This is a genomic window from Actinophytocola sp. (assembly GCF_036378875.1).
Lineage (GTDB): Bacteria > Actinomycetota > Actinomycetes > Mycobacteriales > Pseudonocardiaceae > Actinophytocola.
On record NZ_DASUVO010000045.1, the window covers coordinates 139,163 to 153,253 of the forward strand.

The 14,091-nt window shown below is 68.4% G+C and carries 16 protein-coding genes; 10 read left to right on the top strand and 6 right to left on the bottom strand.

Annotated features, from left to right (window positions below):
- The first annotated feature begins 29 nt into the window (after positions 1–29).
- The 7 genes from VF106_RS12280 to VF106_RS12310 are packed head-to-tail and all read left to right on the top strand — an operon-like array spanning position 30 to position 7,811.
- Positions 30–860 carry an MlaE family ABC transporter permease gene (locus tag VF106_RS12280; RefSeq protein ID WP_330839775.1) on the top strand — a complete coding sequence of 277 codons (831 nt, stop codon included), beginning with the start codon at positions 30–32 and terminating at the stop codon, positions 858–860.
- Positions 857–2,173, top strand: coding sequence for an MCE family protein (locus VF106_RS12285; RefSeq protein ID WP_330839776.1), 1,317 nt, complete (start codon positions 857–859; stop codon positions 2,171–2,173). The genes VF106_RS12280 and VF106_RS12285 overlap by 4 nt, the downstream gene beginning before the upstream one ends.
- Positions 2,170–3,207, top strand: a complete 1,038-nt coding sequence (locus tag VF106_RS12290; protein WP_330839777.1) for an MCE family protein — start codon at positions 2,170–2,172, stop codon at positions 3,205–3,207. The genes VF106_RS12285 and VF106_RS12290 overlap by 4 nt, the downstream gene beginning before the upstream one ends.
- Positions 3,204–4,232: an MCE family protein gene (locus tag VF106_RS12295; protein WP_330839778.1), complete on the top strand. Its 1,029-nt coding sequence runs from the start codon at positions 3,204–3,206 to the stop codon at positions 4,230–4,232. Before VF106_RS12290 ends, VF106_RS12295 begins: the two co-directional genes overlap by 4 nt.
- Positions 4,229–5,440 (top strand): MCE family protein, encoded by a 1,212-nt coding sequence (locus VF106_RS12300; protein WP_330839779.1) that lies wholly within the window; start codon positions 4,229–4,231, stop codon positions 5,438–5,440. Before VF106_RS12295 ends, VF106_RS12300 begins: the two co-directional genes overlap by 4 nt.
- Positions 5,437–6,588 (top strand): MCE family protein, encoded by a 1,152-nt coding sequence (locus tag VF106_RS12305; protein ID WP_330839780.1) that lies wholly within the window; start codon positions 5,437–5,439, stop codon positions 6,586–6,588. The genes VF106_RS12300 and VF106_RS12305 overlap by 4 nt, the downstream gene beginning before the upstream one ends.
- Positions 6,588–7,811: an MCE family protein gene (locus VF106_RS12310; RefSeq protein WP_330839781.1), complete on the top strand. Its 1,224-nt coding sequence runs from the start codon at positions 6,588–6,590 to the stop codon at positions 7,809–7,811. The genes VF106_RS12305 and VF106_RS12310 overlap by 1 nt, the downstream gene beginning before the upstream one ends.
- On the opposite strand, the gene VF106_RS12315 is transcribed toward VF106_RS12310, so the two are convergent.
- Positions 7,808–8,863 (bottom strand): dihydrofolate reductase family protein, encoded by a 1,056-nt coding sequence (locus VF106_RS12315; protein WP_330839782.1) that lies wholly within the window; start codon positions 8,861–8,863, stop codon positions 7,808–7,810. The genes VF106_RS12310 and VF106_RS12315 overlap by 4 nt on opposite strands.
- Between VF106_RS12315 and VF106_RS12320 the strand changes: the two genes are divergently transcribed.
- Positions 8,862–9,326: a cupin domain-containing protein gene (locus tag VF106_RS12320; protein ID WP_330839783.1), complete on the top strand. Its 465-nt coding sequence runs from the start codon at positions 8,862–8,864 to the stop codon at positions 9,324–9,326. The two genes, VF106_RS12315 and VF106_RS12320, sit on opposite strands and share 2 nt — an antisense overlap.
- Here the strand turns inward: VF106_RS12320 and VF106_RS12325 are convergent.
- The gene (locus tag VF106_RS12325) at positions 9,317–9,751 is read right to left on the bottom strand and encodes a hypothetical protein (RefSeq protein WP_330839784.1); all 435 of its coding nucleotides are present in this window, start codon (positions 9,749–9,751) and stop codon (positions 9,317–9,319) included. The genes VF106_RS12320 and VF106_RS12325 overlap by 10 nt on opposite strands.
- 49 nt (positions 9,752–9,800) lie before the next feature.
- Here VF106_RS12325 and VF106_RS12330 point away from each other — a divergent pair, with 49 nt between their 5' ends.
- Both VF106_RS12330 and VF106_RS12335 read left to right on the top strand, forming a co-directional pair.
- Entirely contained in the window at positions 9,801–10,106 is a 306-nt protein-coding gene (locus VF106_RS12330) for an NAD-dependent epimerase/dehydratase family protein (protein ID WP_330839785.1), read from the top strand.
- Positions 10,103–10,714, top strand: coding sequence for a DUF1731 domain-containing protein (locus tag VF106_RS12335; RefSeq protein ID WP_330839786.1), 612 nt, complete (start codon positions 10,103–10,105; stop codon positions 10,712–10,714). The genes VF106_RS12330 and VF106_RS12335 overlap by 4 nt, the downstream gene beginning before the upstream one ends.
- On the opposite strand, the gene VF106_RS12340 is transcribed toward VF106_RS12335, so the two are convergent.
- The 4 genes from VF106_RS12340 to VF106_RS12355 all read right to left on the bottom strand — a co-directional run bounded on the left by VF106_RS12340 (position 10,711) and on the right by VF106_RS12355 (position 14,090).
- Positions 10,711–11,457 carry a sugar isomerase domain-containing protein gene (locus VF106_RS12340; protein ID WP_330839787.1) on the bottom strand — a complete coding sequence of 249 codons (747 nt, stop codon included), beginning with the start codon at positions 11,455–11,457 and terminating at the stop codon, positions 10,711–10,713. The two genes, VF106_RS12335 and VF106_RS12340, sit on opposite strands and share 4 nt — an antisense overlap.
- On the bottom strand, positions 11,454–12,092 hold the full coding sequence (locus VF106_RS12345) for a TetR/AcrR family transcriptional regulator (RefSeq protein ID WP_330839788.1): 639 nt from the start codon (positions 12,090–12,092) through the stop codon (positions 11,454–11,456). The genes VF106_RS12340 and VF106_RS12345 overlap by 4 nt, the downstream gene beginning before the upstream one ends.
- Before the next feature lie 138 nt (positions 12,093–12,230).
- Positions 12,231–13,577 (bottom strand): acetyl-CoA carboxylase biotin carboxylase subunit, encoded by a 1,347-nt coding sequence (gene accC / locus VF106_RS12350; protein ID WP_330839789.1) that lies wholly within the window; start codon positions 13,575–13,577, stop codon positions 12,231–12,233.
- 6 nt (positions 13,578–13,583) lie between these two features.
- Positions 13,584–14,090: an acetyl-CoA carboxylase biotin carboxyl carrier protein gene (locus VF106_RS12355; RefSeq protein WP_330839790.1), complete on the bottom strand. Its 507-nt coding sequence runs from the start codon at positions 14,088–14,090 to the stop codon at positions 13,584–13,586.
- Between the last annotated feature and the right edge of the window lies 1 nt (position 14,091).

Genomic DNA, 14,091 nt, shown 5'->3' on the forward strand with positions numbered 1-14,091 from the left:
GTTTGGCCACGGTGGATATTCCCCCCAAAGTGCCTCGGCGGCTGGTGGTCATCGCGAACCAGCCGCTCGACGGGCTCGCCACGCTCGGCCAGCAGCTCGCGTTCTACGCGCGTGCCCTCGCGTGGGTACCGCGCACGATCGCGCACTATCCCCGGGAAATACTGCGGATCCTGTCGGACGTGTTCTTCGGTTCCGGTGCGCTCGCGGTCATCGGCGGCACGCTCGGTGTGATGATCGGGATGACCGTCTTCACCGGTCTGATCGTCGGCCTGCAGGGCTATTCCGCGCTCAACCAGCTCGGCACGTCCGCGCTGACCGGGTTCATCGCGGCGTACTTCGACACCAGGGAGGTCGCGCCGCTCGCGGCCGGACTCGCGTTGTCGGCGACCGTGGGCTGTGGGTTCACCGCGCAGCTCGGCGCCATGCGGATCTCCGAGGAGATCGACGCGCTCGAGGTGATGGCGGTGCCGAGCCTGCCGTACCTCGTGACGACACGGGTGGTTGCCGCCGTGGCCGCGGTGATCCCGCTGTACCTGGTGGGTCTGCTGTCGTCCTATGTGGCGTCACGGCAGGTGACGGTGTGGTTCTACGGCCAGTCGAGTGGCACGTACGACCACTACTTCCATCTGTTCTTACCACCGGAGGACGTGCTGTGGTCGTTCCTCAAGGTGATGGTGTTCAGCGTCGTGATCATCCTCGTGCACTGCTACTACGGCTACACCGCGAGTGGCGGCCCTGCCGGTGTCGGTGTGGCCGTGGGTAGGGCCGTGCGGGCGGCGATCGTGGTGCAGATGCTCCTCGACTTCTTCCTCTCCCTGGCGATCTGGGGCGCTACCACGACAGTGCGGATAGCCGGATGAAAGAAAAACTCCGCTACCAGATCTACGGGCTGATCTTCCTGGTGATCGCCGCGATGTTCGTCGTGCTGTCGGTCGCCTTCTACCGCAAGACGTTCGTGTCCGTGGTGCCGGTGTCACTGGAGACCGACCACGTCGGCAACCAGCTCCGCTCCGGGGCGGACGTCAAGCTACGCGGGCTGATCGTCGGCGAGGTGCGGGGCATCCGGCCCAACGGTGACCACGCCATCCTGGACCTCGCGCTCGACCCAGACCAGATCGGACAGATCCCGGGCAATGTCACCGCCCGTCTGCTGCCGAAGACGCTGTTCGGCGAACGCTATGTGGCCCTGCAGATGCCGGACGCGCCGAACGGAAAGCTGCGGGAAGGCGCGGTGATCGGGCAGGACCGCACCAGCTCGGCCATCGAGATCGAGCAGGTGCTCGACCACCTCATGCCGGTGCTGGAGTCCATCCAACCGGAGAAGCTGTCGACCGCGCTGAACGCCATGGCGACCGCGTTGTCGGGCCAGGGCAAGGAGTTCGGCGACACGCTGGTCCAGCTCGGTGCGTACCTGGAACAGTTGGAACCGTCGCTGCCGGACCTGCGAGCGAACATCCAGCGGCTCGCCGAGGTTGCCGACACGTACGCGCAGGCCGGCCCCGAGCTGGTGACGGCGTTGCGGGACCTGACCGTGACCACCCAGACCGTGGTGGAGCGGAGAAACCAGCTGGGGAACCTCTACGCCACGCTGACCAACACGTCGATCGACCTCGGTAACTTCCTCGCCGCCAACCAGGACAACATCATCAACCTGGCCAGTACCTCTAAGGACACCCTTGCGGTGCTGGCGAAGTACGCGCCCGAGTATCCGTGCCTGCTCAAGCAGCTCGTCGACGCCATCCCGGCCGCGGACTCCGCGTTCGGCAAGGGTACGGACAAGCCGAACGTCACGCGGGTGACGATCGAGATCACGTCGAGCCGTGGCAAGTACCTGCCCGGAGTGGACACTCCGCGCTACGACGACAAACGCGGTCCGCGTTGCTATCCGGTCGCGCATCCACCCGCCGTGTTCCCGCAGTACCCCGAGGGTGAGCCGCTGAAAGACGGCTCGTCCAAGCCGCCGCCCCCCAAGAACGAGCGGCCGCAGGACTTCCCGAACACCTTGCCGCAGTCCGCGTTGAGTGCGCCGCAGATCGCCAACAGTCCCGCCGAGCAGGAACTCATCGCCGCGCTCGTCGCTCCCGGCCTCGGGGTCGACCCGTCACAGGTGCCGGCGTGGAGTTCGCTGTTGCTCGGCCCGGTGTTCCGCGGCGCGGAGGTGACAGTCCAATGAGGAATTTCATCGCGCCGCTCATCAAGGTGGTGATCTTCGCGGTCGTCACGGTCACACTGACGGCCTTGCTGGGCCTCACGATCGCCAACACCAACCTCGGCTCGACCGCCGGCTACACGGCCCGGTTCACCGACGCGACCGGACTCAACGTGGGTGACGACATCCGCATGTCCGGGGTGCGCATCGGGCAGGTCACCGACATCTCGGTGGCGGACAACCGTTACGCCGACGTCCGGTTCGACATCGAGGCCGGGCGGCAGCTGGGCCGTGCCACGACCGCGACCATCAAGTACCGCAACCTGATCGGCCAGCGGTACGTGTCGCTGGGCATCGGCACCGGCGAGACGAACGCGGTGCTGCACCCCGGTGACATGATCCCGGTCGAACACACGCAGCCGGCGCTCAACCTCACCCAGCTGTTCAACGGGTTCCAGCCGCTCTTCCAGGCGCTGCAACCGGAAGAGGTGAACAAGCTCGCCGGTGAGCTGATCCAGGTACTGCAAGGGGAAGGCGGCACGATCGACAGCGTGCTCGCGCACACCGCATCGCTGACCTCGACGATCGCGAGCAAGGACCAGGTGATCGGTCAGGTCATCGACAACCTCAACACCGTGCTCACCACGGTGAACGAGCGCACGACCGAGGTGGCGGGGCTCATCGACCAGCTGCAGCAGCTGGCCACCGGCCTCGCGGAGCAACGAGAACCGATCGGCGAGGCGATCGGCGCGCTCGGAGACCTGACCACGTCCACGGCCGGTCTGCTGTCCTCGGCGCGACCACCGTTGAAGGACGACATCGCGGCACTCGGTGACCTGGCGGGAACCCTCGCCGAGCACGGGGACACAGTGGACAAGTTCCTCGCCGGCCTGCCACACAAGGTCCAGACGATCAACCGGGTGTCGAGCTACGGCGGTTGGTACAACTACTACCTCTGCAGCATGTCCGGCCGGGTCGGGGTGTCCGACCTCGGCGTCATGGTGGACCTGCCGCTGGTCCCGATCGCTGGCACGCCGATGGCGGAGAGGTGCCAATGAAACGGTTGAAGGACAGGGATCAGGCGGCCGTTGGCACCGTCACGATCGTGTTGCTGGTGCTCGGTCTGCTCCTCGCGTTCAACGCCGACGATCTCCCGATCATCGGCGGCGGCACCACCTACACGGCCGAGTTCCGTGAGTCCGCCGGGCTGCGGCCGGGCAACGAGGTGCGGTTGGCTGGCGTGAAGGTCGGCGCGGTACGCAGCGTCGAGCTGGACCGCAACAAGGTGGTCGTGGACTTCCGGGTCAAGGACGTCAGCCTCGGCGACCGCAGCACGGTGTCCATCGAGATCAAGACGCTGCTCGGCGACAAGTACCTGGCGATCTCCTCGTCGGGGCGTGAGCCGCAGAGCGCCAACGACCCCATTCCGGTCAACCGCACCAGGACACCGTTCGACATCGTCCCGGCTGTCAGTCAGCTCTCGCAGACCGTCGACCAGATCGACACCGTCCAGCTCGCGCAGAGCTTCCAGGTGCTGGCCGACACGTTCGCCAACAGCCCGCAGCACATCAGGGACACGCTCACCGGCCTGTCGCAGATCTCGTCCGTACTGTCCACTCGGGACGAACAATTGCGGACACTGCTCGCCAACACGGCCGGGTTCAGCCAAACCCTGGCTGACCGCGACGAGCAGCTGAAGAGGCTGTTCACGGACGCGTCGCTCCTGCTCGAGGAGCTGCAGTTCCGGCGGGACGCAGTGCACGCGTTGCTGACCGGCACCACGAACCTGGCCACCCAGCTGCGTGGACTCGTCGCCGACAACCAGGAACTGCTCCAGCCGACACTCGACTCGCTGGACAAGGTCACGACGATCCTGTCGAAGAACCAACAGAACCTAAGTGCGAGCCTGCACTCGCTCGCGCCGTACGTGCGGATGTTCAACAACGTGGTCGGCAACGGCCGGTGGTTCGAGGGCTACATCTGTGGACTGCTGCCCCCGACCACCGATCTGGGGATCTTCGACATCAACCCGCAGGGCTGCGAAACACCACACGTCTACGGGCAGCAGGGCGGTGGGCGATGAACGTTCACGCCAAACTGACCGAGAGCCGCGCGAGCCGGCGCGCCGCACTTGTCGTGATCTACGCGCTGGCGCTGATGCTGCTGATCAGCTTCGCGTTGTGGTGGGTCACAATGGGGCAGAGCGGCACCCGCGTCACGGCCTACTTCAACAAAGCGGTCGGCGTGTACGCGGGTTCCGAGGTCAAGGTGCTCGGCATCGGCGTCGGGCGCATCACGTCGGTCACGCCGCAGGGCGACCGGGTCAAGGTGGAGCTGACCGTCGACGACGGCATCGAGATCCCGGCCGAGGCGTCGGCGGTCGTGGTGGCGCCGTCATTGGTCAGCGACCGGTACGTGCAGCTGACCCCCGCCTACGAGTCGGGCCAGCTGATGAAGGACGGCACGGTCATCCCACTCGAACGCACGGCGACACCGGTCGAGCTGGACGACCTGACCGCGAGCGTCAATGAGCTGACGACCGCGCTGGGACCCAACGGGGCCAACAAGAACGGCGCGGTGTCCGACGTGCTCGACACCGCGGCCGCGAACCTGGCCGGCAACGGCGAGCTGTTCAACCAGACCATCAGGCAGCTGTCCGACGCGTCCGCCGCGCTCGCCGACTCGCGCGGTGACCTGTTCACGACGGTCGACAACCTCAATACCTTCGTGACAGCGCTCGCCGAGAGCGACGCGCAGGTGCGGTCGTTCAACGACAGGCTCGCGGACGTGAGCGGCTACCTCGCCGAGGACCGCGACGAGCTCGCCTCGGCACTCAGCTCGCTCGCGGTGGCGCTCACCGAGGTGCAGGGCTTCATCGCCGACAACAAGGACCTCATCTCGTCCAATGTGGACAAATTGACCGGGATCACCCAGGCACTCGTCGACCAGCGGGCGGCCATCGCCGAGATCCTCGACGTGGCACCGCTCGCCATGTCGAACTTCCTGAACACCTACGACGCCGCGTCCGCGTCGTTCGCGATCCGCGGCAACCTCAACGAGCTGACGTACCCGCCGGTGCTGTTGCTGTGCCGCACCATCAAGGCGTCCACGCCGGTGCAGCTGCCGCAGACACTCGCCGACCTGTGCACGCGGCTCGCCCCGTACCTCGACGGCGCGCTCCCGCTGCCGACCCCGGCCGAGGCGCTGGCCTCCTTGCAGGCGGGAGAACTGCCACCGCTGCCCATCCCACTCGTCGACCTGAGCGGCGCGTTCTCGGCAGGTGGGCGATGAAACGGCTGCTGCTCCTGTTGGTTCTGCTCCTCACGGGGTGTAGCACCGGTGGGTTCTCCGGGGCCTACGAGTTGCCGCTGCCCGGCGGCGCGGACCTGGGCGATCACCCGTACCGGGTCGTCGCGCACTTCGGTGACGTGCTCGACCTGGTGCCGCACGCCGGCGTGAAGGTCCACGACGTCGCGGTGGGCCGGGTGGACTCGATCGAGCTGGCGAAGGACAACACCACCGCGGTCGTGACGATGCTGGTCAACGGCGACGTGCACCTGCCGGCCAACGCGAGTGCCGAGCTGCGGCAGTCGTCGCTGCTCGGGGAGAAGTTCGTCGAGCTGCAGACACCCGACACTCCCGAAGGGACACTCGCCGACGGCGCGGTGATCCCGCTGGAGCGCACGAACCGCAACCCGGAGATCGAGGAGGTCCTCGGCGCGTTGTCGTTGCTGCTCAACGGTGGCGGTATCAACCAGCTGTCGACCATCGTGACCGAGGTGAACGCCGCGCTGGCGGGCAACGAACCGGAGCTGCGCGCCACACTGTCCAATATCGACACCGTGGTGCGGACGCTCGACGGCGAGAAGAACAACATCACCAAAGCCATCGACGCGCTGGGTCGTCTCTCGGCGAACCTGGCCGCGCAGACCGACGACATCAAGGTCGTGCTCGACAGGCTGGGGCCCGGTCTCGCGGTGGTGAACGAGCAGCGGGACCAGCTCGTGACCATGTTGTCCGCGCTGGAGAACCTGTCGACCGTCGCGGTCGACACGGTGAACCGTAGCCGCGACGACCTCGTCGACGATCTGAAGCTGCTCGCACCGACGCTCCAGAAGTTGGCCGAGGCGGGCGCCAACCTGCCGAACTCGTTGCAGTTCCTGGTGACCTACCCGTTCACCGACTACTTCCTCAACGCCGTCAAGGGCGACTACGTCAATGTGGACGTCACGTTCGACCTGGACCTGTCCGTGCTGCTGGAGAACGTCGAGAACGCGAGCACGCCGCTGATCCCGATCCCGGGTGTCAACCCGCCGGCCGCACCGACGCAGTCGGCGGAGCCGTGGCTGCCGCTACCGACGCTCCCGGCCCCGCCACCGTCCTCGTCCCCCGGCGGGTTGACCGGCCTGCTGGGCTCACTGCTGGGTGGTGGTCGCTGATGTTGTTGCGTGGCACGAAGATCCGGTTGTTCCTGTTCGCGATGATCGCGGTGGTCGGCATCGTGTACGTCGGTGGCACGTATGCGGGGTTGGACCGCTTGTTCGGTGCGCGGGGTTACCGGGTGACCGTGCAGTTGGCTGACTCCGGCGGTATTTTCGCGAACGCCGAGGTGACCTACCGCGGTGTCGCGGTCGGTCGAGTGGAGCGGCTGAGCCTGTCGGACACGGGTGTGGACGTGATCCTGGACATCGAGGAGGACGCGCCCCCGATTCCCGAGGACACACGCGCGGTCGTGGCGAACCGGTCGGCGGTGGGCGAGCAGTACGTCGATCTGCAGCCGCCGCATGACCGCGGCCCGTACCTGGCGGACGGCTCGGTGGTGCCCCAGTCCCGTACGGCGACCCCGGCCGGCCCGGAGGTTCTGCTGTCCAATCTGGACAGCCTGGTGTCCAGTGTGCCGCTGGAGTCCTTGCGGACCACTGTGGACGAGCTGTTCCTGGCGTTCCAGAACACGGGGCCGGCGTTGCGGGTGCTGCTGGACAGTGCGGGCAAGCTGACCACGACGGCCACCGAGCACCTGCCGCAGACCACCTCGCTGCTGGCGAACGGCCGGACGGTACTGGACACGCAGGCCGCGCAGACAGACCAGATCCTGAGCTACAGCTCGTCGTTGCGGTTGCTGGCCGAACAGCTGAAGACGTCCAACCCGGACCTGCGCACGCTGATCGACGTGACCCCGACGGTTGCCGTGCAGGTCAACGACATCCTGCGTGACTCGGGCCAGGACCTCGGCGTGATCATCGCGAACCTGCTGACCACCATGCAGATCACCGCGACCCGCACGGACGGGATCGAGGAACTGCTGGTGGCCTTCCCCATGATCACGGCGACCGCTCCCGGCGCGAACCCGGACGGCACCGGACATCTGGGACTGGTGCTGACGTTCAACGACCCGTTCTCGTGCACCCGCGGCTACGAGGGCACGAACCAGCGCGGCGCCAACGAGACGACGGACGTGCCGGTGAACGATCAGGCCTACTGCGCGGAACCGCCGGGCAGCCCGACCGGTGTGCGTGGCTCGCAGAACGCCCCGTTCGGCGGCAAACCGGTGGACGTGCCGGCTCCGGCCGCCGCGCCCCAACAGTCCGGCCTGCCGGGCGAACTGTCCTGGTCCGGCGGCGGTCCGACCACTTTGGCCGGTCTGCTCGGCCTGCCGGGTTAGGGGAGACCCAGCTGTAGCCGGTTGGCCTCGCGTACCTGGTCGGCCAGTTCGGGTACCTCGACGAGCGTCACGCCGGCCGCGGTCAGTTCCTCCGCGCCCTCGCCGACCACGAACGTCGACGGCTCGCGGAGGGCGAAGACCACGCGGGGGATGCCGGCCTCGCGGATCAGCCTGCTGCACGACCGCGGTCGGGACTTCCTTTCGCTGCACGGTTCCAGCGAGCTGTACAGCGTCGCGGTGCGCAGGCGGGGGTCGTCGCCGGCGAGCTTGGCCAGCGCTGACTCCTCCGCGTGCACGAGGTCGTCGGTCTCCCGCGAGTAGCCCCACGCGATGACCTCACCGGCCGCGTCGACGATGACCGCGCCGACGCTGAACGCCGTGGTCGACGGGGGACAGCGGTGGGACAGCTCGATGGCGTGGGCGAGCCAGTGCCGGTGCGCCGCGGACTCGCTCAGCAGGTAGCGGTGCAGTGCCACGTTGCCGATGGTCTCGACCGACGCGAGGGTGGCCCGCGACCGGGACGTCCACGGGAACTGTCCGTCGTGGACGAACCGGGGCGCGTCCGTGTCCCCGACGAAGAACGGGGCGATGACGAGTTGCAGCTCGTCGGCCAGGCCGGTGGTCAGGAACTCGGTCAGTACCCGGCCGCCGCCCTCGACCATGAGCCGCTCGACGCCCCGCTCTGCCAGTTCCGCCACCACGTCCGCCAGCGAACCGCTCGAGATCAGGGACTCTCCGTCCGCACGGAACGCCGCGTCCGCCGGCACCTCCCGGGACGAGAGGATCACCTTCAGCGGGGTCGGTGGTTTCCCGGCCGCTTCCCTGGCGGCCCGACGCGCGGGTGACCGGACCGAGAGCCGCGGGTTGTCGCGGCGGATCGTGTTGGCACCGACCAGGATGGCGTCCACTCCGGACCGCACCTCGTCCACCCGGTCGAGGTCCGCCGCGTTGGACAGGACGAGCTGCTCGCTCGCCGTGTCGTCGAGGTAGCCGTCGAGTGAGATCGCACAGCTCAGCAGGATGTACATGGTGTGGCCTACTATCGCAGACATGTCGTTCACCGGTGAGGTCACCGCGACGTACCGGCCGACGGGCACCCCGCCCGAGCTGAACCGTCCCACGGTGACGTCGAAGTTCCTGGCTACCGGCGCCACGACCGACGGCCATTTCGGACTCTTCCAGTGGGACATGAACCCTCAGGCCGGCGGCCCCGAGGCGCACTACCACAAGACGTTCTCGGAGAGCTTCTACGTACTGGACGGCCAGGTCCGCCTGTACGACGGCGCGTCATGGGTGACCGCCGTGAAGGGCGACTACCTGTACGTTCCGCCGAACGGCATCCACGCGTTCCGCAACGACAGCGACGAACCGGCGTCGATGCTCATCCTGTTCGCCCCCGGAGCCCCACGCGAGCGGTACTTCCTGGAACTGGCGGAGATCGCCACCTCCGGCCGACAGCTCAGCCCGGAGGAGTACCGCGAGTTCCTCGCAGGCCACGACCAGTATCAGGTCTGATACAGGTGCTGGCGGACCGTCGGGTCCTGCTCCAGCACGAGGTCGACGATCTGCCAGAACTCCGTGAGCCGGAAGTGCGCCAGCCCCTGCTCACGCGTCATGACGAGACCGTGCATGGGGCTCGTCCCTGACCCGTCCATGCACGCGTCGACGAGCGTCGCGCCGGGCGTCGGATCACCGTCGGTCGGTCCGACGCGGCACCCGAACGTCACATGGTCCAGATACGGCTGCTGGAACGAGCCGAGGATGACGTCGAGCCACGTGTCGTGCGGCTGGCCGGTGTGGTGGTAGCAGTTGGCGAAGTACACGGCGTGCATGGCCTCGCCCCGGTACACACCTGACCAGGTGCGCTCCACTGGCGCCTTGCAGCAACCACACGTGAACTCCACCCGCTGACGCTCGCCCAGGTCGAGCCGCAGTTCCATGCCCGTATACTAACGATTTTGAACGTGTTCAAAATACTGGGGTGAGGGTATGCGGATCGTGATTCCTGGTGGCACTGGCCAGATCGGCGGCTTCCTGCGGCCCGCGCTGGTCGCGGCGGGACATGAGGTGACGATCGTCGGCCGCCGTGAGGGGGTGCGCTGGGACGGGCGCACGCTGGACCCGTCGGTCGTCGACGGTGCGGACGCCGTGATCAACCTGGCCGGCCGCGGCGTGAACTGCCGATACACGGCGCCGAACCTGAAGGAGATGATGGACTCCCGGGTCGACTCGACGCGTGCCGTCGGCGCGGCGATCGCCCAGCCGTTCGGCCGCCCCGGGTGTGGCTGCAGATGAGCACGGCCACCATCTACGCCCATCGCTTCGACGCGGCGAACGACGAGGTCACCGGCGTCATCGGCGGCGCGGAGCCGGAGGTGCCGAGGTACTGGGACCACAGCGTCGAGATCGCGCGGCGCTGGGAGGAGGAGCAGGAGCGGGCCGACACGCCTGCCACACGCAAGGTGGCGCTACGCACCGCCATGGTCATGAGCCTGGCGAAGGGTGGCCCGTTCCCGGCGTTGCGCCTCATGACGCGGCTCGGTCTCGGCGGACCGGTGGCGGGTGGGGCGCAGTACATCTCGTGGCTGCACGAGGAGGACTTCGTCCGCGCGGTGCGGTTCCTGCTCACGGTCGACCTGTCCGGCCCGGTGAACCTGGCGGCGCCGAACCCCGTGCCACATCGGGACTTCATGCGTACCTTGCGGAAGGTGTACCGGATTCCGTTCGGTCTGCCCGCCACCCGGTGGATGGCGGAGGTCGGGGCGTGGGTCGTCCGTTCGGACACGGAGTTGTTGCTGAAGAGCCGCCGCGTGGTCTCGACCCGGTTGCCGTCGGCCGGGTTCACCTTCAACCATCCGACGTGGCCGGAAGCGGCGCGGCACCTCGCCGCGCCGCGGGTCTAGCTCGCTGTTCGGCGGATTCGACCCTCGTACAGTGCTTCCAGTTTGAGGTTGCGTTCGAAGCCGCCCGGAACGTTGTTCGACACGTACACCGGCGGCTCGTACCCCGCCTCCTGCAGGAGCCGGACCGTCTCAGCCACCGTCATCTGCACCAGCAGGGCCGCGGTCAGCGACGACACGCCACCGACCGACGCGCCGTCCGCCAGCGGCAGGAGCGTGTCGCCGAAGGGGGCGCCGTTGTCCAGGGTCACGTCCGCCAGGTCGGACAGGCGTTTGCCGGACTCGTGACGGGCGGGCACCTGGCTGCTGTGCTGCAGTGACGTGATGGCCACCAGCTTGTGCCCGGCCGCCTTCACGACCCGCGCCATCTCCACCACGGACGAGTTCACGCCGGAGCTGGACGCGATCACGAACACGTCCTGCGGGGCTGGCGCGGCCAGCTCGTACAGCCGCGAGACCACGTCACCTCGCCGTTCCAGCATCGGGTCGGCCAGCACCGCCGGGTCCTCGCCGCCGAACTGCACGAGGTCGGACAGTGCGATGCGGTTCGTCGGGATCAGGCCGCCCGCGCGACCCGAGATCTCCAGGGCCGTGCCCTGCGAGTGGCCGGTGCCGAAGGCCTGGATGACGCCGTTGTCGCGCACCGCGTCGGCCAGCAGCGTCGCGGCCGGGGTCACGTCGGTGGCCGCGACGGCGTTCAGGCGTTCCAACAGTGCCGCGGCAGAAGCGGTTGCGGAGACAGTCATGGCGCCGTCACCGCCGCCACCGCGACCCGTACGACCTCGGCGATGACCTCGTCCAACGTGATCCTTCCCCGGTTGACCGAGTAGTGGTGCACCAGTTCGTTGACCGATGCGATGACCGCGAGCGCGGGCAGCGTGAAGTCCCTCGGCTTGGCTTCGCCGCGCAGGACCGCGCGGTCCGCCTCGCCGACCATGAAGTCCCACCACTTCTTGCGCCATGCCATGCGGCGTGCCTCGACCTTGTCGCTGACGCCGATCATCTCGACGTACGCGAGCCGGGCCAGGCGCGGGTCGCTGGCCATGGCGTTGATGAACGTCCGCACCGACAGCTCGATCCGCTCCGCGAGCGCCGCGTCGCACTTGTTCTCGAGCGCGGCGTGCACCGCGCGCCATGACCGTTCGTTCGCCCGTGCGTGCAGCGCGATCAGCAGGTCCTCGCGTGAGTGGAACTCCTCGTAGAAGTTCCGCGTGGACACGCCGGCGTGCGTACACAGCTTCTCGATGGACGACGCCGCGTAGCCGTCGGTGCCGAACAGTGCGAGCCCGGCCGCCAGCAGCCGTTCTCGCCGTTCAGCTCGCCGGTCCGCCGCTGAGCGGCCGCCGTAGGTGCGCCGTGCCACGGCCTCCGTACGCGGCATGCGATGTCCTTCCCCGTCGCGGACCAGTGCGAAGAGAAAGGCTACTGGCTTGTGACCAGGCAGGACAACGAGGTCGACACCGCAACAAACGTGCAACCAGGTCGGTATGGTTTTTCCCACCGGCCTGGCGCCGTGGCTTCACCCCAGCAGACGTGCCACCAGGCCGGTGTCGTGCTTGCCCTCCGCGAACTCGGCGTCCGCCATCACCTGGTCCAGGAACTCGCAGGTCGTGTGCACTCCGGGGCCCTCGACCCCGAACTCGGCGAGTGCCCTGCGCATCCGCGCGATGGCCGTCGGCCGGTCCGGCGCCCACGCGATCACCTTGGCCAGCAACGAGTCGTACGCCGCTGGCACCTTGTAGCCGGTGAAGCCGTGCGTGTCGACCCGCACGAACGGGCCGCCCGGCGGGACGAACCGGGTCAGGAGGCCGGGCGTCGGCGCGAAGTCGCGTCGCGGGTCCTCGACGTTGACGCGGCACTCGATGGCCGCCCCGTCCAACCGCACGTCCTCCTGCCGCAGGCGCAGCGGCTCACCGGCGGCGACCCGCAGCTGCTCGGCGATGAGGTCGATCCCGGTCACCATCTCGGTCACCGGGTGCTCCACCTGGATACGGCAGTTGACCTCCATGAAGTAGAAGTCGTTCTCCGTGTCCACCAGGAACTCGAACGTGCCGGCGCCGACGTAACCGGTGGCCAGCGCGCCCTGCACGGCCGCGGCGCCCATCCGTTCGGTCAGCTCCTTGGGCAGGCCGGGCGCGGGGGTCTCCTCCACCAGCTTCTGGTGGCGGCGCTGTACGGAGCAGTCCCGTTCGCCGAGGTGGATCGCGTTGCCGTGCTGGTCGGCGAGCACCTGGATCTCCACGTGCCGGGCCGACGCCAGGTACCGCTCCACGTACACCCGGCCGTCGCCGAACAGCTGCAGCGCGGTGGCCTTGGTCTGCTGGTAGGTGCGGGCGAACTCGTCCGCCTCGTGCACGATCGACATGCCGCGCCCGCCGCCACCAGCGGCCGCCTTGATGATCACCGGGTAGCCGATGGAGTCGGCGAGCCGTTTCGCGGACTCGGCGTCGGCGAGGGGTTCGACGCTGCCAGGCAACAGCGGCAGCCCGGCCTCGGTCATGGCCGCGCGGGCGGACGTCTTGTCGCCCAGCCGCGCCATGACCGCGGGCGGCGGGCCGATGAAGGTGATGCCGTTCGCCTCACAGACCTCGGCGAAGTCGGCGTCCTCGGACAGGAACCCGTAGCCGGGGTGGATCGCCTGCGCGCCGGACTGCTTCGCCGCCTCGATCACCGCGGCGGCGTTGAGGTAGCTCCGCTTCGCCGGGGCGGGCCCGATCTGCACGGACTGGTCGGCCATCCGCACCACCGCGGAGTCCCTGTCCTCCGTGGAGTGGACCGCGACCGTGCGGATGCCGAGCTCGCGGCAGGCCCGTAACACCCGCACCGCGATCTCGCCCCGGTTGGCGATCAGGATCGTCTCGAACATGGGAGGTCACGCGGCCTTCTGCTGGTCGGCGGCGGCGAGGCGGAACAGCGGCTGGCCGTACTCGACCGCCTCGCCGTCCGCGACCAGCACCTCGGCGATGCGGCCTGCCTTGTCGGCCTCCACCGGCAGCATCAGCTTCATGGCCTCCACGATGGCGACCTGTTGCCCGCGACCGACCTCGTCGCCCTCGACGACGAACGGTGGCGCGCCGGGGGAGGGCGCCCGGTAGAACACGCCGACGGTCGCCGCGTTGATCGTCTCGCCGGTCGGCTCCGGCGCCGGCACCACGGTCAGCCGTGTGGGTGCGGCGGTGGTGGTGGCCACGGCCTCGCCCGTCGCCCACCCCATCTCGACGGACACGTCACCGGCACGCACGTTCAGCGTGGCGGGTGGCACCGGTGAGCTGGCGAGCAGCTCCGCCGCGGTCCTGCGGACCGAGGCCAGCGCGGCGTCCAGGTCGGCCGGGGCCTCGACGCGCTCGTCGTCGTGCACAGCTCGCGGTCGGTAGCTCATC